Below are 19,151 nucleotides of genomic sequence, written 5' to 3'. Positions count from 1 at the left end.
GCATGTTGTAACTAATCAAGCTGAAAAAAAGCGCGGCATCTGCCGCGCAAAAGGATAACAAATTTAAATAACGATCAGCGTTTTGCCTTACGGCCATAAACGCCCCAGGTAATCAACACACAGAGTATGTAGAACACCAAAAAGAGTTTCATTGCGCCAACCGGCGAGCCGGTAAGCTCAAGCGAAGTACCGAAGGCTTTCGGGATAAAGAAGCCGCCAATGGCGCCGATAGCCGAGATAAACCCCAGCGCGGCTGCAGTATCCGTCGCCGCTTCGCGAATCGCCTGCGCCTCGCTGCCGCCACGCGCTTTTACACTATCAATCGTCAGCTTGCGAAAAAGGACCGAAATCATCTGAAATGTTGAACCGCTACCAAGCCCGGCGGTCAGAAACAGCAGAATAAACACGCCGAAGAACGCATAGAAGTTTCCACCCTGCCCACCTGAAGGCAGCGTGGTAAACAGCAGCGCGCTGAATACCGCCATACAAACAAAGTTCACCAGCGTCACCCGCGTACCGCCGAAACGATCGGAGATGGCTCCCCCGGCTGAGCGCGCCAGCGCGCCAACCAGCGGACCAAAAAAGGCAAAACTCATGACATCTATCTGCGGAAATTGAGTGCGGGACAGCATAGCAAACCCGGCGGAAAAACCGATAAACGAGCCAAACGTCGCCAGATACAACAGGCTCATAATCCACAGGTGCGGGCGCTTAAGCACCGGCAACTGTTCACGGAAAGACGCCTTAGACGTTGCCAGATCGTTCATGCCAAACCAGGCCGCCAGAGTGAAGATAGCCAGCGGCGGCACCCAAATCCAGGCTGCATTTTCCAGATACAGACGCGTGCCGTCGCTCTGCGCCACGCCTTCGCCGCCGCCGAAAAAGGCAAAAACAGACAGTGAAATCGCCAGCGGAGCCAGTAGCTGCATCACGCTTACGCCAAGGTTTCCAAGACCGCCGTTAATGCCGAGCGCGCCGCCCTGTTTACTCCGGGGAAAAAAGAAACTGATGTTCGCCATGCTGGAAGCAAAGTTCGCACCGGCAAAACCGCACAGCAGGGAGATAATAATAAAGGTGCTGAACGACGTGGTGGTATCCTGCACCGCCATGCCAAGCCAGATGCACGGAATAATCAGAACGCCTGTACTAAACGCCGTCCAGCGACGGCCGCCGAAAATGGGCACCATAAAGGAGTACGGCACGCGCAGCAACGCCCCGGAGACGGAAGGCAGCGCTGTCAGCATAAAAAGTTGATCGGTCGTAAAATGAAAACCAACCTTATTCAGGTTGACCGCCACGGTGCTAAATAGCATCCAGACACAGAATGCAAGCAGCAAACAGGGTACGGAAATCCACAGGTTGCGGCTGGCGATACGGCTACCGCGGCGCTGCCAGAAAGCCGCGTCCTCCGGTTGCCACTCGGTTATTGTCGCGCCAGTAGAGCGTGTAGTAACGGCAGACTCGGTCATAAACACCTCACGTTTATGCATTTTTAATTGCCGCCACCTTAGGGGCTACGGATGAACTTAAGTTGATATAAATCAATGGATAATACGGCAGAAGACCGATGAAAATTTAACCTTACCCATAATGGATTATTTTTCGCTCCAAAAAAACATCTTGTTTTTCACCGAACTGCCACGCCATGCATGGCTATATACCGCCCCGCAGACACCATGTGAAATTAAGTGGTACCTATTTTTTGGTATGGGTATACTCCGAAGGATGTCTGAAAATAAGCATAACTTCAGCATAACCCCGCGCCCGGAGCCGCTTGCCCATGTTAAAACGCTGCCTTTCACCGCTGACGCTGGTCAACCAGCTAGCTTTGATTGTGCTATTGCTGGCGCTACTGGGCGTGGCCGGTATGGGGCTGGCCGGCTGGCTGGGGCAGGGCATTCAGGGCAGCGCGCATGCTATTAACAAAGCCGGCACGCTGCGAATGCAGAGTTACCGCCTTCTGGCGGCGATTCCTTTAACCGCGCAAGAAAGCGAACTTCTCGATGAAATGTCGCGTACCGCCGCCAGCGCTGAACTGACGCGCGCCGCGCGCCGCGACGATCAGATACAGCAGCTCAACGCCCTGCGCGATTACTGGCAAGAAGTGCTCGCTCCCGCCATTGCCGCTGCGCGCACGCGCAGTGAAGTCAGCGATAAAGTCGCGGCCTACGTCGGCCATATCGACCGGTTAGTCACGTCATTTGATCACACCACTGAACTGCGCATTGGCCATATTATTATGCTGCAACAGGCGATGACCGTGCTGATGGGTCTGCTGCTCATCTTTACCGTTATCTGGCTACGCAAGCGTTTGCTGCGCCCGTGGCGACAGTTAATGACAATGGCGAACGCTATCGGTCAACGGGATTTCCGCCAGCGGGCTCAGATACCCGGCCGCGATGAGATGGCGACGCTTGGACACGCGCTCAACAGTATGTCGGCGGAACTCGCCGAAAGCTACGCCAGCCTTGAACAGCGAGTCGCAGACAAAACCGCGGGCCTTGCGCGCACTAACGAAGCGCTCTCTTTTCTTTATAGCGCCAACCGCCGTCTGCATTCCCAGGCTCCGTTTTGCCACCGCGTCATGCCAGTACTCAGCGAATTACAGCAGTTGACGCCGCTGCGTGAAATTGAGCTACGGGTCTACGAATGCGGCAGCGAAGAAAATTACCAGGAGTTTACCTGGCGCGCCAACGCCGACTGCCCTGAGTCAGGCTGCGATGCCTGCCCCACTCTCGCCCCGCTCCCTGCCGGTGAATGTACGACGCTGAAATGGCGCCTGCTTGATAACCACACGCAATATGGGCTGGTGTTGGCGAAGCTCCCGTTAGGCGAAAATCTAAGCCGTGACCGCCAGCAATTAGTCGACACCCTCATGGAGCAACTTACCACAACGCTTGCCCTTGAGCGCCAGAGCGAACGCCAGCAGCAGCTCGTTGTGATGGAAGAACGCTCCGCTATCGCTCGCGAATTGCACGATTCTATCGCGCAGTCGCTATCCTGTATGAAAATACAGGTTAGCTGCCTGCAAATGCAGGGAGATACGCTGACGCAGCCCACGCGCGATTTGCTGGCGCAAATTCGCGGCGAACTGAATACCTCGTGGCGGCAGTTGCGCGAACTGTTGACGACTTTTCGCCTTAAGCTTACTGAACCGGGGTTACGCCCGGCGCTGGAGGCCAGTTGCCAGGAGTTCAGCGCCCGGCTCGGCTTTGCAGTCGAACTTATTTATCAATTGCCGCCGCGCTGCGTACCTGGCCACCAGGCTATCCATCTGGTGCAGATAGCGCGTGAGGCGCTGAACAATACGTTAAAACATGCTGGCGCCACCGCCGCTGGCGTTTGCGCTACACAGCATGGAAAGCAGGTACGCATGATTATCTGGGATAACGGCCGTGGCATTACAGGCAGCGGCGAAAAAAGCAACCATTATGGATTGGTTATCATGCGCGATCGCGCGCATAGCCTCAAAGGTGATTGCCAGATACGTTCGCGCCCGGGCGGCGGCACCGAAGTGGTCGTGAACTTTATCCCCGCAGCTTCAACTCCCTCACACAACAGGAGCGAAAAATGACGACTCAGGACAGCGCCACCGTTTTACTTATTGACGATCATCCCATGCTGCGCAGTGGTGTAAAACAACTTATTAGTATGGCGCCGGCTATTCGCGTTGTGGGCGAAGCCGGCAGCGGCCAGCAGGGTGTGGAACTGGCAGAAGCGCTCGATCCCGATCTGATACTGCTGGATTTAAATATGCCCGGTATGAACGGGCTGGAAACGCTGGATAAACTGCGCGAAAAAGCGCTCTCTGGCCGGGTAGTGGTATTTAGCGTCTCAAATCATGAAGAAGATGTCGTCACTGCCCTTAAGCGCGGCGCTGACGGCTACCTGCTTAAAGACATGGAGCCGGAAGAGTTGCTAAAGGCGCTGCAACAAGCGGCAGCGGGAGAAATGGTGCTAAGCGAGGCGCTTACGCCGGTGTTGGCCGCCAGTCTGCGTGCAAATCGCGCTACCTCCGATCGCGATATTACGCAACTTACGCCGCGCGAGCGCGATATTCTGAAGCTTATCGCTCAGGGCCTGCCGAATAAAATGATCGCGCGCCGGCTGGATATCACAGAAAGTACGGTGAAGGTACACGTGAAGCATTTGTTGAAAAAAATGAAGCTGAAATCGCGCGTGGAAGCGGCGGTCTGGGTTCATCAGGAGCGTATTTTTTAATACCGGCTATTCATCCGCCGCTGGCAACCACTGCCAGCGCGTATCATCCTGCGGCCACATTTGCAGTGGCTCGCGCAGACGCAGCGTTATCCAGTTTGAGGTCACGCGCTGCCCTTTTTCATCTTCTACCGTTACCGATAGCCGCCAGGCGTTTTCCGCATCCGGGCTATCGTCCCAGGCAGGCATAATTATTGTCCAGCCGTTGAGGGTATTTGGACTGGCCGGCGGCGTCAGGCTCAGCGCCCGGGTATCGCCCTGCCAGAAAATATGCTTTACCCCGTGCCGCGAGCGCACCTGCACCTTAAGCCGCACCGTTTCCGCCGGGCTAAGCTCCCACGGCGGTGTCGCCAGGTATACAGACAACGTTTTACTTTGCCGATACGCCATCACCGGCAGGCCGCTGCGCTCAGCGCGATCGTAGCGGCTGCCGCGCAGCGAAGCCGTGCTTTCCACTTCTGCCGCCGATAATTGCTGCGCCAGCGGTACGCCGAAGCGGTAGTTGACCTTCAGCCCCAAATCGCCCTGCGTATTACCCTTTTCACCCTGCTTGTGGCTGGCTGTGAGCGTCATTAACGGCACCGGGGTATAACTCACCCCCACTTTTAACGCCACCGGATCGCGGTAGCCTGAGCCGGTATTGAATAGATCAACGTTATCCCCAAAATAGTGTTCCAGGCTAACGCTGGTGTTAATGTGGCGATAAAACGGCAGCCAGGCCTGAGCGGTAACATCGTAGCCGCGCGCCATACGCTGTTGCCGGGTAACGCCGGTAAGGCGCCAGTCGCCAAGCGGCTGATAGTAGTTGGCCGACAGGCGCAGGTATTCTCCCCATGCCTCGGCGCCCAGGCCTGCACGCCGGAGACGGTCGTCAAACTGCGTATCATAAAATGTGTTATAACCAAGCAACCAGTTGCCCGCCACCCAGCGCTGGCCAGCGCCAAGATTGCCGACCAGCCCACGGTTTAGCTGGCTGACGCCAATCTGTGTCCAGGTCAGGTGACTGTTGCTGTCCTCCCAGGGCGTAAACAGCGCCCCGCTGCTGCCTGTGAAATTGCCCTCCAGATCCACCGCCAGCGTAAAGTCGGCACGTCCCCAGGACGAGAGCAGCGACTGCGCCTCGCTGGCGACTTTATCTGCCACAACGTCGCGTAGTTGACTAAAAGCGAACTGGCGCGCCTGTTCAACGGTGCTCAGCCCATTGTCGGTCATACTGGCTTCCCCGAACGTTTTTACCATTGAAGCAATGGTTTTTTCGCTAGTGTCGTCTTCGGGAACAAAGCCAAGATCGGGCAACATATCGCCATTATTAACGAATGGATTGTCTGCGCGCTGAATAAAAGAAGACTGCGCGCTAGCGCCCTCAGCCGCCAGGCAGAGCGTGGAAATGAAAACAAAGACAGGTAAATACGCGTACTGCATCACTCAAATAATGTAACGGTTCCAGCCTGGTATGGGAAATTTATTACCAGGCGGTAGAGTATAATATTTTGTTATTTTACAACAGGCGCAGCCCTTACGGGGATACGCCTGAAACTCTCGCCATTTGTTACAGAAGCAGGCTTCTCAACAAAATTTCTTTGCAAAAACAGAAATATACCATTTGCAGACAGACCAGGCTTGCTGAACGTTACCTACAACAACGAGACGCCGAATCCGCACGTCTCGTTAAAGCCGCGCAGCCGTTGCTCTCAGTTATTCAAACGATGCGAAGGCGAATAACTCTGCGTTTACAGTGGCCTGGCGATAGCCGTATCGCAGGCATATACTCCCCCCGTTAATGCAGATACGTACTGCAAGCCATAAGGAAGAAAAAATGCAGAAAGTATTAATTATTGCCAGCGGCGCCGCGTATGGCAGCGAATCCTTGTTTAACAGCCTGCGCCTTGCGATTGCGCTACGTGAACAAAACAACGCGCCGGCGCTAAAACTGTTTCTGATGTCGGACGCGGTCACCGCCGGGCTGCGCAGCCAGAAACCCGCCGAAGGATATAGCATCCAGCAAATGCTGGAAATTCTGACGGCTCAGGGTGTGGCAGTGAAGCTATGTAAAACCTGCGCCGATGGCCGTGGCATTACGCCCCTGCCGCTAATCGACGGGGTTGAAATCGGTACACTAATAGAGCTGGCGGAGTGGACGCTGGCAGCCGATAAAGTCCTCACTTTCTGAGCGGGCGCGCGCCAGGCCCTTTTCCCCGGCGCGCCCCCCTTACCCACACTTGCGCCCTGGCCCCCATTGAGGCCATTCACTTATTATTTCACGCGCCTTTTTAAAGCCCGGCGTCTGCGCATGATAAAATGCATGCGTTATGATTTTACTGGATGCCAGCGTTCGTCGTCACCTTTCTCATAGCGCTGTTTTACCGCGCTCCAGGCAACGCGGTGCGCCGTCTCTTCACGGCTCGCATCACCGCGCCGCGCTGATTTATCACGATACTGCTCCCAGGCGCTGTTAAACGCCTCTTTATAGATATCCTGGGCGTGCGGGGGCAATACGCCGCGTACGCTCTCCGGCAGTTCGCTTCGGGTGTCATAAGGCATAATATTTCCTCATTCAGGCAAATAACCTTATTTTAGCCTGGTCTGGCAGCGCTATTTTTGCCCGGCAGTTTAAAGGGATAATCCTTACGGATTATCTGTACGTTTCGTATCCTGCACGGCTGGCAATGAAACGGCCTGCGTCATCGATGTGGGTTGGACCAGGCGCCAGGCATGCAAGTGAAACAGCCCCTTCGCGAAATAATGATTAATTGAATAACTAAAAGCATAACTGATTGTAAAATAAGAGTATTATTTAAATAATATAAAATTACAGGCTATGGGGCTATTTTTTAAGTTATGCGGTAAATTTTCGTAAAAAACCGGATAAATTTTGAAATATTTGGTATTTTATCGACCATTCATAGACTTACTATAATGAGTGCCAGCCCTTTACCTGCAATTCTGGAGAATTAGAATGACAAAAAACCATGACGTAGTGAAAACCCGCCATAAGGAGACCTCCCTCATCTTTCCGGCGTTAGCGCTTGTCGTGCTGTTTTTCTGGGGCAGCAGCCAGTCGCTGCCTGCCGTGGCGGGTATTAATGTTCTTGCGCTAATCGGCATTCTCGCCAGTGCCTTTAGCGTAGTACGCCATGCCGATGTACTTGCCCATCGTCTTGGCGAACCCTACGGTTCGCTCATTCTGAGCCTTTCCGTCGTTATTCTTGAGGTAAGCCTTATTTCCGCGCTTATGGCGACTGGCGATGCCGCGCCGACGCTGATGCGCGATACACTCTATTCCATCATTATGATTGTCACCGGCGGTCTGGTCGGTTTCGCACTACTGATGGGCGGGCGCAAGTTCGCCACGCAGTATGTCAACCTGTTTGGTATTAAGCAGTATCTTATCGCGCTGTTTCCTCTGGCTGTTATTGTATTGGTCTTTCCCATGGCGTTGCCGACTGGCAACTTTACCGTTGGGCAGTCGCTGTTAGTCGCGCTGATTTCTGCCGCCATGTATGGCGTATTCCTGCTTATCCAGACCAAAACACACCAAAGTCTTTTTGTGTACGAGCATGAGGACGAGAGCGATGACGACGATCCGCACCACGGCAAGCCTTCTGCGCACAGCAATAAATGGCATGCGGCGTGGTTGATTATCCACCTGATAGCCGTTATTTCCGTCACGAAGATGAACGCGGTGCCGCTTGAGTCGCTGCTGACCTGGATGAACGCGCCGGTTGCCTTCACCGGTTTTCTCGTGGCGCTGCTGATCTTATCACCGGAAGGTCTGGGGGCAATTAAAGCCGTATTAAACAATCAGGTACAGCGCGCGATGAACTTGTTTTTCGGCTCAGTGCTGGCAACCATTTCCCTGACGGTGCCGACGGTGACGTTAATTGCCATGCTGACCGGTAATACGCTGATCTTCTCACTGGGCGCGCCGGAAATGGTTGTAATGCTGGCTTCGCTGATGTTGTGCCAGCTTTCATTTTCTACTGGCCGAACCAATGTACTGAACGGCTCAGCGCACCTGGCGCTGTTTGCCGCCTACCTGATAACTATTTTTGCCTGATTTTGCAGCGGGCCTTACCGGCCCGCCTCTTTTCAGGGCTGGGCGCCGGTTTGTTGTTCAAGCTGCTGCGCCATGTGAATCGCCTCAATGACGCGTTCACGATTCACCCGCGCTGATGTTGTTTCCAGCGCCTGCTTCCACCGCGATACCGCCTGCGTATAGTCAGCCTGCATAAAAGCCTCAGACGCCAGCAGCAGCAGCGCCGTCACCTCCTGTGGATCGGATTCCAGCGCCTGGTCCAGCCATGCCCGGGCCTGCGGGGTCATCGTCTGGCCTGCCTGCCAGTAAAGCGCTGTACCGTAGGCCGCATACAGTCTGGCGTCGCCGCCACGCAGACGCATTGCCTGGCGATAGGCCTCAAGGGCCTCCTCATAACTATCGGCGCGAAGCTGTTCATCGCCCAGGCGGGCCCAGTCGTCACCGCTGCGCGGAGTAAGCTGAGTCGGTTGCGTCTTCTTCTGCGCGACGTTCGGCTGTTGAATCACCCCCTGCCAACGCCCGCTGGCAGCGTAGGCCATAGCAGCCAAAAGGCAGGCAGCCAGAATCGTTCGTTTCACGACAGCCTCCGTCGCCAGCGCCACAGCGCCGCCGCCAGCGCGACGAAAAGCAGCGGCGGTAATGCCCATAACAACCACGCCGCGCCGCGCAGCGGCGGCTGATAGCGCACAAAATCACCGTAGCGCGCCGCCATATAGTCCGCTATCTCAGCCGGGGTTTTCCCTTCTTCAGTCATACGAAATACGGTATGTCGCATGGTTACCGCTACCGGCGCGGTGGATTCGAGTAAGTTCTGATTCTGGCACTGCGGGCAGCGTAAACTGGCCGCCACCGACAACGCCTGCGATTGCGCTAGGGGCGAACGAAAAGCCCAGGTATCCACGACAGCGCCTACCGCCGCGCTCTGTAGAAAAGCCCAGACCAGAAATATCCCAATCCCCCTCATCCGCTCCTCCTGCTCAGAGCCGCAGCAAGCGCCCCCAGCGCCATTAACCCGCCGCCAAACCAGACAAACCGCACGCCACGCTGGACCATCAGGCGCACCGCATAGCGATCGCCTTGTTTTTGCGCAACCAGCGCATACCAGTCTCGCCAGCCGTCTGTAGCGATGCCCGGCTCAAACATACGTTGGTTGCGGACAGTATAAAACCGACGTTCAGGATGCAGCCGCGCGACCAGCTTATCTGCACGCTGCACGTCAATACTCATTTTCTGGGCGGTATAATTACCGGCCGTAACCAGCTCGCCCTCGTGTAGGGTAAAACGATAAACATCAAGCTGAACGCTTTCACCAGGCAACAGCGCGACGCTGATTTCCGTCTTCAGCCAGGCCGAGCTGGCGATACCGATAGCGCATATCAGCACCCCCGCGTGCGCCAGCCACATCGGTATATTTCGCCTTCTGCTACCTGCGAGCATCAACACAACGGCCAGCAACCCAAACGGCAGCAATACCCGGTTAAAATAGGGCGCGCCCACGGAGATTTTCCCCGCGCCGCTGAACGACCAAACCATCGGAAACAGCGTCCCCACCAATACGACCAGCGCGACCGCGCAGAACGTTCCAATGCCGCCTGTCAGCCACAGCGAAGGCAATGCCGCTCCTGCAGGCGTGGCGCGATAGCGGCGCGCGCCGACAGCAAAACCCCACAGCATTGCGCTATTAAGTACAATGAAAAACGCAAACAGCGGCAGCGCGCGCACTTCATCCAACGCAAACGCATGTACCGATTGCAGTATGCCGGAGCGAACAATAAGCGTGCCTGTCAGCGCCAGCAGCGCGCTAACGGCCGCCAGTAGCGCAGCGCTACGCGCCAGATGGCCGCTGCGTCGCATTATCAGTACCGCATGTAGACAGGCCGCGCCGGTAAGCCAGGGCAACAGCGCCGCATTTTCTACCGGATCCCAGAACCACCAGCCCCCCCACCCCAGTTCGCTATAGGCCCACCATGAACCCAGCGCAATGCCTGCCGTCAGCAGCGCCCACGCCAGCGTCAGGCTACCAATACAGCGGCGCGCCAGCGCCCGTCCCGGCACCCGGCAAAACAACCCGGCCAGCAGCAACGCACAGCAAACCTGCATACCGGCATAGCCCAGATACAGCAGTGGCGGATGGAATATTAAAGCCGGATGTTGCAGCATTGCGTTGAGATCGCGCCCGTCCACCGGCGCCGGAAACTGGCGGACAAACGGATCGGAAAATATAACAATAAAAAGCAGAAGCCCTACCTGCGCAAACGTAATGAACAGCGTAGTGAAGATTTGTAACTTCCCGCCACGCAGGTGTCGGGTTATCCACGTCTGCCATAACCCCAGGCACAGACACCAGAACAATAGCGATCCTTCATGACCGCCCCAGGGCGCCGCCAGCCGATAAGCCAGGGGCAGTTCCCGGTTGCTTTGCTGCAACACATAACGCAGCGTGAAGTCATTCTGTACAAACGCCAGCGTTAACAGCGCCCACGCCAGCAACAGAAGCAGCGCGGCAATTGCGCAACCCTGAAGCGGCCCGCCCCCCCGTAAAGCGCCCTGGTGAAAACAGCGCCTGACGCCGCGCGCCAACGCCAGTAAATAGACTGCCAGCGCCAGCAGCAGACAAAAGTAACCCACTTCCGGCAGCCAGGTTGCAATGTAATCAGGCAACGGTCATCTGCCCCGCATAGAGGATAAAAAAGCGCAGCATCAGTACGCCCAGCAGGCTACAGGAACAGGCAAGTATTAACTGTATGCGCGGCCTGCGTAACCAGCCGCGCAGCAATAGCGGCGCGATAAATCCGACGCCCACCACGCCCCACCAGAACCATTGCGTCCAGAAACCGCCGCCCATTGCCGCATGAAGCGCGCGCAGCTTACCTTCATCTCCCAGTAACATGCCGACAAACAACGCCAGCAGCAGGAAAACCTCCATTATTAATACCGGCTTTTCCAACCAGTGCAGACGATGCATAAACCGTTTATCTTCACTGCGCATCGCCGCCAGCATAGCCACAGCAATGCCTGACGACAGCCCGGAGAATAAAAACAGCACCGGCAATACCGGATTATTCAGCAAGGGGCACGCCTTCAGCGCCGAAAGCAAAAAGCCGGTATAGGCGCCCAACAGCGCCGCCAGCAGCAGCATGATGTTTTCCAGGCTCGCCTGCCAGTGTTTAACGCGATCCAGCAGCGCGGCAATAGCCGCCAGCGGCGGCAACCAGCGGCGCAACAACCGTAACAGATCGGTACGAAACAACATCGCCAGCCATAGCGCAAGCACCAGCATATAGAGTTGAAATAGCATAACGCCCATCGACATCACCGACGTAAAGCTGTAGTGGAACATTAGCTTCCAGAACGCCAGCGGGCGGGTCAGATGCAGGATAAGAATAATCAGCCCCAGCGCTACCGACGCAGGCGCCAGCCACAGGGTGGTTAACATGACCGGACTGCGGGTAACGTCAACCTCAGGCAGGCTACGGCGCAGGTAAATCGCTACCATGACCAACCCGGCAGAAACGCCAATCAGAAACAGATAGATTGCAATAGGCCAGTCCCACACCAGCTCAGGAAAATGAAACGCCTGGGTCATTGTTTTACCTCCCCATAGCGGAACGGCACACGGTACAATTTTGGCAAAGTGCCCAGCGCCAGCTTGTAGCGGTAGGTTGTTTGGCCGGCAATCAGCTTCGATACCTCGCTTTGCGGATCGTCGAGATTGCCAAAGGTCAGCGCCCTGGTTGGACAGACCTCTACGCAGGCGGGCTGACGCCCCTCTTTTAAGCGGGTTTTTCGACAGAAGTCGCATTTATCCGCCGTGCGGCTAACGGGATGAATAAAACGTACCCGCCACGGGCAGGCCACAATGCAGTACTGGCAACCCACGCACAAATCCGGATTCACATCGATAATGCCGGTTGCCGCATCACGAAACGATGCCCCGGTCGGACATACCGCAACACAGGGCGCGCGGTCGCAGTGCTGGCAGGAGTGGCGGAAGAAGCGGTATTTCACATCCGGAAAATCCCCCACCGGTTCGCTGCGGATAATGGACAGACGCGAAACGCCTTCCGCCACCAGGTTCGCCTCGCGACAGGCGTCCACGCAGGCAGTGCAGCCGATACAGCGGGTTTCATCATGCACCATACCGTAACGAACCCCGCCGATATTTTCGCTGCGCGCCAGCACCGCGCAGGCAGGTAACCCGGCCAATGCCAGCACGCCCGCTCCGGCGAGAAAGCGGCGACGGGAATAGCTCATGGTCGCTCCTTATCCGGCCACACCGAAGCCGGATTGAATGCCGGGTTATTGCGCTGCTCGCTGTGGCAATCAACGCACAGTTTGATACGCGCCTTATCATTAAAGCCGGTTACCGCATCCTGTTCAGGATGCAGGCGATGGCAACTGGCGCAGGTCACTTTCGCCAGATGGACATCGTGCGGCCAGAAGGCTTTTTGCAGCTTTTCCGGCTGATGGCAGGCGAAGCAGACGCCGTTTTGCTCCGCGACGCTATAATCCGCATGGTTAAAACGCATCACATCACGCACGCCTTCACGGTGCTTTGGCGATGGGTTGCCGTGGCAGTCTGTGCAGGTTACCGGCAGACCGTTATTGGGGTTGGTCGCCTTATTATGCTGGCCCAGCATCCCGTCTTTATGGGGTTTATGGCAGTCAAGGCAGGCGCTGTCGCGGCTGCGCTGCAACGCCACGGCGGCAATATCAGACGGCTCGGACGACGGCGCGGCCGCCGCCGCAGGCAACGCCAGCCACAGGCTGCACGCCAGCCCCCCGGCCGCTAAAAACGAACGAATCACGCTCATAATGGCTCCACTCGCGGTGCGCCCCATTCCCGGGGCGTTGGGGGTTATTTGTCCAACAATCCGGTACGCTGCGCCTCTTTCTCCCACCGCGGCACAACCGTTTCAATAAAGGCCGCTTTTGCTTTCGCATCAGCCGCGATATTCAGGCCAATGGCCTGCTGGGCCTTTTCTTTGCTGGAGATATCCGGCAACGCCACGGGCGCAGTAATGCCTTTGGTTGCGAGTATACGCAGCAGCTTCACCCTTGCCTGAGCGGCTTCATCCAGGGCCGTGCCGAGCATACGCAGCGCCACTTCCGGCGCATGCATATGGATACCGTGAGAGGCTATGGAGAAGTCCCAGCGCCACTGGGCATGGCGAATATTCAGTAAAACCGGCGCCATTTCTTTCTGCGTTGCGCCCGCATCCCAGGCCGCTTTTGCTTCAAAATGCGCGTGTACAAGCTGGTCTTCCACCTTCAGCTTAATTTCTTCAATCGCGCGTTTGCGCTCGGCTACCACGTTTTTAAGCGCGTCTTTGCTCTGTGTATGGCAGGTTGCACAGGTTTGTTCAAAGTTATCAAAGGGGTTGCCGATTTTATGACTGGTATAGAGCTTACCCTGCTTGTTTTGCAGTTTGGGCATATGGCAGTCAATACAGGTGACGTTATTCTGCCCATGAATGCCTTTACTCCAGGTTTCATATTCCGGGTGCTGCGCCTTGAGCATGGGCGTCCTGGAAAGCTGGTGCGTCCAGTCGCTGAAGCTGAGTTCATCGTACAGCGCTTCTATGTTTTCCACCGCCGTCCCCTTTTTCCAGGGAAAGGTCACCTGCTTGTTGTCGCCGCTAAAGTAGTACTCTACATGACACTGACCGCAAACCATTGACTGCTGGTCGAAACGGCTGGCGTGCTCAAAAGGCGTATTGATTGCCTCCATGGCGCGGGCAGCGTACGGGCGCGAAAGCCTTAGCGCCGGTTCGCCGCGAGCAAATTCAGGCGATCCGGTATTGTGGCAGTCTGCGCAGCCAAGCTGGTTGACAATAAGCGGCCCGCCGCGCGCCCATTTACCGTGGAAATAATTATCCTCGCCATTTTGCGCAATTTCCCGCGCCACATCCGGACTTTTACAGCTCCAGCACGCCATCGGCTGCGGCCCGTCTTCACTGCCCTGCGGCGCCCCGGTGCGCAACGTTTCGCGCATGTCCGTAAGCGCATAAGCATGGCCGCGAGGTTTGTTATAGTCTTTGGAGAAGGCATAACCGGCCCACAAAATAACCAGACGCGGATCGTCTGCCAGCGCATCTTCACGCGCTCCCTGTTCAGAGGTTGCCTGCCATGAAGCGAACTGATCGGGGTGGCGTTCGGCAAAACGGGTATTGCGCGCTTCAACGTTAAGCGGAGGCGCCGCCTTTTGAGTCGCGGCGGGCACCTCAGCGCCCGCCGCGTTAAACGCCGCACAGAGGTATAAAATGACTACGCACGGCAGTGAAAATAGTCTGGCCATATTTTACTCATCCTGAATTTTAGTTTTTGGCTAACTAATGAAAATTGCACAACAAATATGCTCAACGACTCCTTTCTACTCCTGAAGTAGCATTTAATGTGTTGTTTTTGATCAAAGCTTGTGGCGTAAACAGAAATATGGCGTTACAGATGTGACGTGCCGCAGCGTCGATGCACACTGGTGAAATATCTGTTGCAGCGAGCGCCCTGTCGGCAAAGGTGATGGTATGGCGCGCGTTAGCCCGCCCTGGATATGGTTTAACGTAAAAGGCGCAAAAATTTGTCGATACAGGCGGTTTACCCGTCTTCACGCTCTGTAAAAACGCGGTGATAACCGACCGTAAAAAACCCCCGACGCAAAAGGCGGCGTCGCTTATAGCCTGAAGGGACACATCTTAGCGGTTAATGGAGTAGCCCGGGCTGTAAATTTAAAAACAGAAGTAATAAGGCGGCTTTAAGGTAGGCTATTAACCATGTGGCGGGTATGTTTTTAGTAAAAAAAAGCCGCCCCTGCGTAAACGCGGGCCGGCTTAGCGTAACGGGCGCAATTAACGGCTGGTATCGAGCTCGTCGAAGCTTTTCACCAGACAGTCAATCGCTTTGATTTGTTTGAGGAAGGGCTCCAGCTTCGCCAGCGGCAGCGCAGACGGGCCGTCGCACTTCGCATTTTCAGGATCCGGATGCGCCTCGATAAACAGGCCCGCCAGGCCGGTCGCCATACCGGCGCGCGCAAGCTCGGTCACCTGCGCGCGACGACCGCTGGAAGCCGCGCCGAACGGATCGCGGCACTGTAGCGCATGGGTCACGTCAAAAATCACCGGCGCGTTGCCGGAGACTTTTTTCATCACGCTAAAGCCAAGCATATCGACCACCAGGTTATCGTAGCCAAAGTTACTGCCGCGATCGCAAAGGATAATGTTGTCGTTGCCGCCCTCGTGGAATTTATCCACGATATTGCCCATCTGCCCTGGGCTGACAAACTGAGGCTTTTTGACGTTAATAACTGAACCGGTTTTTGCCATCGCTTCCACCAGATCGGTCTGGCGCGCCAGGAAGGCCGGAAGCTGAATCACGTCCACAACGTCAGCGACCGGCTGCGCCTGCTGCGGCTCATGCACGTCGGTGATAATCTTTACGCCAAAAGTCTCCTTCAGCGCCTGAAAAATTTTCATCCCCTCTTCCAGACCAGGGCCGCGGTAAGAGTGGATGGAAGAACGGTTGGCCTTATCAAACGAAGCCTTAAAGACGTAAGGAATGCCGAGTTTGTCCGTCACGGTGACGTAGTGTTCACAAATGCGCATCGCCAGGTCGCGAGACTCCAGCACATTCATACCGCCAAACAGTACAAACGGCAGATCGTTCGCCACGTTGATGTCGCCAATGCTAACCACTTTTTGTTTCATATCTTCGCCTTATTGGTGTGAGTCGAACGGGCGGCGCCCGGCTGCTAGTGCAGCGTAATCTGTTTGTGCGAAATCGAATTGATCTGCGCTTTAATCATTTCGCTTATCGGATCTTCCGGACATTGCTCGACGAAATAAGTCAGGTCGCTTAGCGCTACGTGGCCGCAGTCGAGTTGAGCATAAATCAGGCCGCGATCGCGAATTTCATACGGATCGTTCGGGTTAAACTGCAACAGCGCTTCGCTGGTGCGCAGCGCAAGCTCCATCTGCCGCTCCTCCATTAGCGATGATTTCAGGGTATCGAGCAGTTTGCGAATAACATCGATATTGTCCGATTCATCAAGGTCCTCGTCGAAAAGCTGCGCCGCCGGACCTATATTGCCCTTAAGCCAAACCTCCAGCGTATGCTCGTCCAGCGTTTCGCCATTGAAAGGATTGATAAGCCACATTTCGCCGTCCAGCCAGTCGGCGCGCAACAGCAGTTGCGTTGGAAAAATAACCGGCATTAGCGGGATATCCAGGCTTTCGGCCACCCACAGCAGAATAGCCCCCAGGGAAACAGCGCTCCCCTGGCGTTTATTCAGGACTTCATCAAGCCACAGCGCGTCTGACAGACGGTAAATACCGCCTGTATCGCGAAAACCCCATTTTTTGTAAAACAGCTCAAGTAGTTTCTCTAGCTGTAAATCGTGATGCAGGCCCTGGCAAATTTCTTCGCGAGCCTGCGCAGCCAGTTGATCGAGCTGGGCTCGCACCTGCTGCGTAGGAAAATTTTCGCGAATTTGCTGTGATATCTGAATAATCCCTTCACACAGCGGCGCCTGATCAAAATCGAATTTGGCCAACGACTCCATGACTTACCCCAATAACGGTATTTTTGTGGTGGCGAGCTTGACGATGATATACAACACCACCAACCCCAGCAGGAACGCAAACCAACGAATCTGCCGGCTGCGCGGGCGACGCCCGAGCGCAATAAAGCCCAGTACGATGTAAATAATAACGCCAAACAGCTTCTCCGTCAGCCACGCGCCTTGCGGCGTGAACGGCCAGAAACGCGTGATGGCCATTAACGCCACGCCGCTGAGCAGCAGGACGGTATCATTAATATGCGGCACAATACGCACCCAGCGCGCATCAGCCATCGACGAAGCACGATACTGCCACCAGTAGCGCAGAATAAAAAGTGAGACGGAAATCAAAACCGTCAACACGTGCAGATGCTTAAGCGCAAAATAGGTCACCATATGTCTTACTCCATCATTGTTATATATTGTCCCGCAGTGAGCCTTTCGTTGCCGCCATAATCCCGGCAGGTTTCAATATGCCGGTAGCCCGCCGTCTCAAACAGCGCGCGCACGGCAGCGCCCTGCTGCCAGCCATGTTCCAGCAGCAGCCAACCTCCCGGTTGCAAAAACCTACGCCCTTCTTCTATCAACAGCCGTAAATCCGCAAGGCCCTGCTCCCCGGCCACCAGCGCGGTTAACGGCTCAAAGCGCACATCGCCTACAAACAGATGCGGATCGGCGGCGTCAATATAAGGAGGATTGCTAACGATCAAATCGAAACGCTGCGCGCCCAGCGCGGCAAACCAGTTGCTTTGCGCAATCGTAACATTGCGCAAACCAAGATGATCTGCGTTACGCTGCGCCAGTGCAACCGCTTCGGGGATCAAATCGAGCGCAATAACGTCACAATCCGGGCGTTCGCGGGCCAGCGCCAGCGCAATGGCCCCCGTGCCGGTGCCGGGTTCAAGTATTCGACACGCTGTGGCAGGCAGGCGCGCAAGCGCCTGTTCAACCAGGCATTCGGTGTCCGGACGCGGGATAAGCGTGGCAGGAGAGACGAACAACGGCTGCGACCAGAACTCACGCACGCCGGTTAAATACGCTATCGGCTCGCCGAGGGCGCGACGCGTAAGCAGCGCATCCAGCCGCATCAGCTCGTCCGGCGTCAACAGCGTCTCGCTAAAAGCAAAAATAAAACTGCGGGTTTTCCCTGTAATGTGGCCAAGCAGGACCTCCGCGTCACGGCGCGGGCTGTCCCCTTGCGAAAGCCGCGCAATAGCCTGCTTTAGCCACGTCTGATAATTCATTACTCCTGCCCAGCCAACGCCGCCAGTTGATCCGCCTGATATTCCTGCACAATAGGTTCAATTAACATATCAAGTTTGCCTTCCATAACTTCATCAAGGCGGTATAGCGTAAGGTTGATGCGGTGATCGGTCACGCGGCCCTGAGGGAAATTATAGGTGCGGTTACGATCGGAGCGGTCGCCGCTGCCAAGCAGGTTGCGCCGCGTTGAGGCTTCTTCCAACTGTCGCCGGGCCACTTCAGCGGCATGAATACGCGCGCCCAGTACCGCCAACGCTTTCGCTTTGTTTTTGTGTTGCGAGCGTTCATCCTGGCACTCCACCACAATGCCAGTCGGCAGGTGAGTGATACGGATAGCCGAATCGGTAGTATTAACGTGCTGGCCGCCCGCGCCCGATGAGCGGAAGGTATCGATGCGCAAATCCGCCGGGTTAATATCCGGTAGCTCAGCCTCCGGCAATTCCGGCATAACCGCCACAGTACAGGCGGAGGTGTGGATACGGCCCTGGGATTCGGTCGCAGGCACGCGCTGCACGCGGTGACCGCCGGATTCAAATTTCAGGCGGCCATAAACGCCGTCGCCGCTGATTTTAGCAATAACTTCTTTGTATCCACCGTGCTCGCCTTCATTGACGCTCATTATCTCCACCCGCCAGCGCTTAGCCTCGGCATAGCGGCTGTACATGCGAAACAGATCGCCGGCAAACAGCGCCGCCTCATCGCCCCCGGTGCCTGCGCGTACTTCCAGAAAGGCGTTGCGCTCATCGTCCGGATCGCGCGGCAACAACAATACCTGCAACTGCTGTTCCAGCGTGGCGTTCTGCGCATGCGCCGCGTCCAGTTCATCCTGCGCCATATCGCGCATTTCCGGATCGTCAAGCATTTCGCGGGCCGTTTCAATATCCCGCTGTACCTGTTGCCATTGCAAAAAACAGCGGGAAACATCGCTCAACTGCGCATATTCCCGCGACAGAGCGCGAAACCGCTCCTGATCGGCGATGATGTCCGCTTCGCCAAGCAGCGCCTGAACTTCTTCGTGACGCTCGTTCAGGGCTTCCAGTTTGACAACGATAGAAGGCTTCATGGAGGGGGATTCACCTTATA

At 55.9% G+C, this 19,151-nt stretch carries 19 protein-coding genes; 4 read left to right on the top strand and 15 right to left on the bottom strand.

Annotated features, from left to right (window positions below; all coding sequences use genetic code 11):
• Positions 1-74 precede the first annotated feature (74 nt).
• The gene (locus tag JJB97_RS00850) at positions 75-1,469 is read right to left on the bottom strand and encodes a NarK family nitrate/nitrite MFS transporter (RefSeq protein ID WP_238711938.1); all 1,395 of its coding nucleotides are present in this window, start codon (positions 1,467-1,469) and stop codon (positions 75-77) included.
• A gap of 311 nt (positions 1,470-1,780) precedes the next feature.
• Here JJB97_RS00850 and narX point away from each other — a divergent pair, with 311 nt between their 5' ends.
• On the top strand, positions 1,781-3,574 hold the full coding sequence (gene narX, locus JJB97_RS00845) for a nitrate/nitrite two-component system sensor histidine kinase NarX (RefSeq protein WP_238711903.1): 1,794 nt from the start codon (positions 1,781-1,783) through the stop codon (positions 3,572-3,574).
• On the top strand, positions 3,571-4,221 hold the full coding sequence (gene narL / locus JJB97_RS00840) for a two-component system response regulator NarL (RefSeq protein ID WP_238711902.1): 651 nt from the start codon (positions 3,571-3,573) through the stop codon (positions 4,219-4,221). Before narX ends, narL begins: the two co-directional genes overlap by 4 nt.
• A 6-nt stretch (positions 4,222-4,227) precedes the next feature.
• Here the strand turns inward: narL and JJB97_RS00835 are convergent, their stop codons facing one another.
• A complete protein-coding gene (locus JJB97_RS00835) occupies positions 4,228-5,640 on the bottom strand; it encodes a YchO/YchP family invasin (protein WP_238711937.1) in 1,413 nt (470 codons plus the stop codon).
• A gap of 394 nt (positions 5,641-6,034) precedes the next feature.
• On the opposite strand from JJB97_RS00835, the gene JJB97_RS00830 reads away from it, so the two are divergent.
• On the top strand, positions 6,035-6,388 hold the full coding sequence (locus JJB97_RS00830) for a DsrE/DsrF/TusD sulfur relay family protein (RefSeq protein WP_238711901.1): 354 nt from the start codon (positions 6,035-6,037) through the stop codon (positions 6,386-6,388).
• Positions 6,389-6,525: 137 nt separating this feature from the next.
• Here JJB97_RS00830 and chaB read toward each other — a convergent pair whose 3' ends face one another.
• Complete coding sequence (gene chaB, locus JJB97_RS00825) at positions 6,526-6,759, bottom strand: putative cation transport regulator ChaB (RefSeq protein WP_238711900.1); 234 nt, start codon at positions 6,757-6,759, stop codon at positions 6,526-6,528.
• A 415-nt stretch (positions 6,760-7,174) separates the two neighbouring features.
• Between chaB and chaA the strand changes: the two genes are divergently transcribed.
• Positions 7,175-8,275 carry a sodium-potassium/proton antiporter ChaA gene (gene chaA, locus JJB97_RS00820; protein ID WP_238711899.1) on the top strand — a complete coding sequence of 367 codons (1,101 nt, stop codon included), beginning with the start codon at positions 7,175-7,177 and terminating at the stop codon, positions 8,273-8,275.
• Between the two features lie 32 nt (positions 8,276-8,307).
• Here chaA and JJB97_RS00815 read toward each other — a convergent pair whose 3' ends face one another.
• The 12 genes from JJB97_RS00815 to prfA all read right to left on the bottom strand — a co-directional run bounded on the left by JJB97_RS00815 (position 8,308) and on the right by prfA (position 19,131).
• Positions 8,308-8,832, bottom strand: coding sequence for a TPR domain-containing protein (locus JJB97_RS00815; protein WP_238711898.1), 525 nt, complete (start codon positions 8,830-8,832; stop codon positions 8,308-8,310).
• Positions 8,829-9,218 (bottom strand): cytochrome c-type biogenesis protein CcmH, encoded by a 390-nt coding sequence (locus JJB97_RS00810; RefSeq protein ID WP_238711897.1) that lies wholly within the window; start codon positions 9,216-9,218, stop codon positions 8,829-8,831. The genes JJB97_RS00815 and JJB97_RS00810 overlap by 4 nt, the downstream gene beginning before the upstream one ends.
• Entirely contained in the window at positions 9,215-10,915 is a 1,701-nt protein-coding gene (gene nrfE, locus JJB97_RS00805) for a heme lyase NrfEFG subunit NrfE (protein WP_238711896.1), read from the bottom strand. Before nrfE ends, JJB97_RS00810 begins: the two co-directional genes overlap by 4 nt.
• A complete protein-coding gene (gene nrfD / locus JJB97_RS00800) occupies positions 10,908-11,840 on the bottom strand; it encodes a cytochrome c nitrite reductase subunit NrfD (protein WP_238711894.1) in 933 nt (310 codons plus the stop codon). Before nrfD ends, nrfE begins: the two co-directional genes overlap by 8 nt.
• Positions 11,837-12,508: a 4Fe-4S dicluster domain-containing protein gene (locus tag JJB97_RS00795; protein WP_238711893.1), complete on the bottom strand. Its 672-nt coding sequence runs from the start codon at positions 12,506-12,508 to the stop codon at positions 11,837-11,839. Before JJB97_RS00795 ends, nrfD begins: the two co-directional genes overlap by 4 nt.
• Complete coding sequence (gene nrfB / locus JJB97_RS00790) at positions 12,505-13,068, bottom strand: cytochrome c nitrite reductase pentaheme subunit (protein WP_238711892.1); 564 nt, start codon at positions 13,066-13,068, stop codon at positions 12,505-12,507. Before nrfB ends, JJB97_RS00795 begins: the two co-directional genes overlap by 4 nt.
• 44 nt (positions 13,069-13,112) lie before the next feature.
• The gene (nrfA, locus tag JJB97_RS00785) at positions 13,113-14,552 is read right to left on the bottom strand and encodes an ammonia-forming nitrite reductase cytochrome c552 subunit (protein WP_238711890.1); all 1,440 of its coding nucleotides are present in this window, start codon (positions 14,550-14,552) and stop codon (positions 13,113-13,115) included.
• 547 nt (positions 14,553-15,099) lie between these two features.
• Positions 15,100-15,954 carry a 3-deoxy-8-phosphooctulonate synthase gene (kdsA, locus tag JJB97_RS00780; protein WP_238711889.1) on the bottom strand — a complete coding sequence of 285 codons (855 nt, stop codon included), beginning with the start codon at positions 15,952-15,954 and terminating at the stop codon, positions 15,100-15,102.
• A 44-nt stretch (positions 15,955-15,998) separates the two neighbouring features.
• Positions 15,999-16,808 (bottom strand): invasion regulator SirB1, encoded by an 810-nt coding sequence (gene sirB1, locus JJB97_RS00775; protein ID WP_238711888.1) that lies wholly within the window; start codon positions 16,806-16,808, stop codon positions 15,999-16,001.
• Between the two features lie 3 nt (positions 16,809-16,811).
• Positions 16,812-17,201, bottom strand: coding sequence for a SirB2 family protein (locus JJB97_RS00770; protein ID WP_238711887.1), 390 nt, complete (start codon positions 17,199-17,201; stop codon positions 16,812-16,814).
• A gap of 5 nt (positions 17,202-17,206) precedes the next feature.
• Positions 17,207-18,049, bottom strand: coding sequence for a peptide chain release factor N(5)-glutamine methyltransferase (gene prmC / locus JJB97_RS00765; protein ID WP_238711885.1), 843 nt, complete (start codon positions 18,047-18,049; stop codon positions 17,207-17,209).
• Positions 18,049-19,131, bottom strand: a complete 1,083-nt coding sequence (gene prfA / locus JJB97_RS00760) for a peptide chain release factor 1 (RefSeq protein ID WP_238711884.1) — start codon at positions 19,129-19,131, stop codon at positions 18,049-18,051. Before prfA ends, prmC begins: the two co-directional genes overlap by 1 nt.
• Positions 19,132-19,151: the final 20 nt, after the last annotated feature.

This window comes from Tenebrionibacter intestinalis (genome assembly GCF_016632365.1).
Taxonomy (GTDB): domain Bacteria; phylum Pseudomonadota; class Gammaproteobacteria; order Enterobacterales; family Enterobacteriaceae; genus Tenebrionibacter; species Tenebrionibacter intestinalis.
Note: the sequence above shows the minus strand (reverse complement) of the source record. Positions and strands in the feature narration are given on the sequence as shown.

What these genes read in the sequence shown, in the direction of transcription:
- sirB1 (WP_238711888.1), bottom strand. Translation starts at nt 16,808, where the DNA reads ATGGAGTCGTTGGCCAAATTCGATTTTGATCAGGCGCCGCTGTGTGAA.
- JJB97_RS00830 (WP_238711901.1), top strand. Translation starts at nt 6,035, where the DNA reads ATGCAGAAAGTATTAATTATTGCCAGCGGCGCCGCGTATGGCAGCGAA.
- JJB97_RS00810 (WP_238711897.1), bottom strand. Translation starts at nt 9,218, where the DNA reads ATGAGGGGGATTGGGATATTTCTGGTCTGGGCTTTTCTACAGAGCGCG.
- chaA (WP_238711899.1), top strand. Translation starts at nt 7,175, where the DNA reads ATGACAAAAAACCATGACGTAGTGAAAACCCGCCATAAGGAGACCTCC.
- narL (WP_238711902.1), top strand. Translation starts at nt 3,571, where the DNA reads ATGACGACTCAGGACAGCGCCACCGTTTTACTTATTGACGATCATCCC.
- JJB97_RS00770 (WP_238711887.1), bottom strand. Translation starts at nt 17,201, where the DNA reads ATGGTGACCTATTTTGCGCTTAAGCATCTGCACGTGTTGACGGTTTTG.
- prfA (WP_238711884.1), bottom strand. Translation starts at nt 19,131, where the DNA reads ATGAAGCCTTCTATCGTTGTCAAACTGGAAGCCCTGAACGAGCGTCAC.
- nrfA (WP_238711890.1), bottom strand. Translation starts at nt 14,552, where the DNA reads ATGGCCAGACTATTTTCACTGCCGTGCGTAGTCATTTTATACCTCTGT.
- kdsA (WP_238711889.1), bottom strand. Translation starts at nt 15,954, where the DNA reads ATGAAACAAAAAGTGGTTAGCATTGGCGACATCAACGTGGCGAACGAT.
- prmC (WP_238711885.1), bottom strand. Translation starts at nt 18,049, where the DNA reads ATGAATTATCAGACGTGGCTAAAGCAGGCTATTGCGCGGCTTTCGCAA.
- JJB97_RS00850 (WP_238711938.1), bottom strand. Translation starts at nt 1,469, where the DNA reads ATGACCGAGTCTGCCGTTACTACACGCTCTACTGGCGCGACAATAACC.
- JJB97_RS00835 (WP_238711937.1), bottom strand. Translation starts at nt 5,640, where the DNA reads ATGCAGTACGCGTATTTACCTGTCTTTGTTTTCATTTCCACGCTCTGC.
- narX (WP_238711903.1), top strand. Translation starts at nt 1,781, where the DNA reads ATGTTAAAACGCTGCCTTTCACCGCTGACGCTGGTCAACCAGCTAGCT.
- nrfD (WP_238711894.1), bottom strand. Translation starts at nt 11,840, where the DNA reads ATGACCCAGGCGTTTCATTTTCCTGAGCTGGTGTGGGACTGGCCTATT.
- chaB (WP_238711900.1), bottom strand. Translation starts at nt 6,759, where the DNA reads ATGCCTTATGACACCCGAAGCGAACTGCCGGAGAGCGTACGCGGCGTA.
- JJB97_RS00795 (WP_238711893.1), bottom strand. Translation starts at nt 12,508, where the DNA reads ATGAGCTATTCCCGTCGCCGCTTTCTCGCCGGAGCGGGCGTGCTGGCA.
- nrfB (WP_238711892.1), bottom strand. Translation starts at nt 13,068, where the DNA reads ATGAGCGTGATTCGTTCGTTTTTAGCGGCCGGGGGGCTGGCGTGCAGC.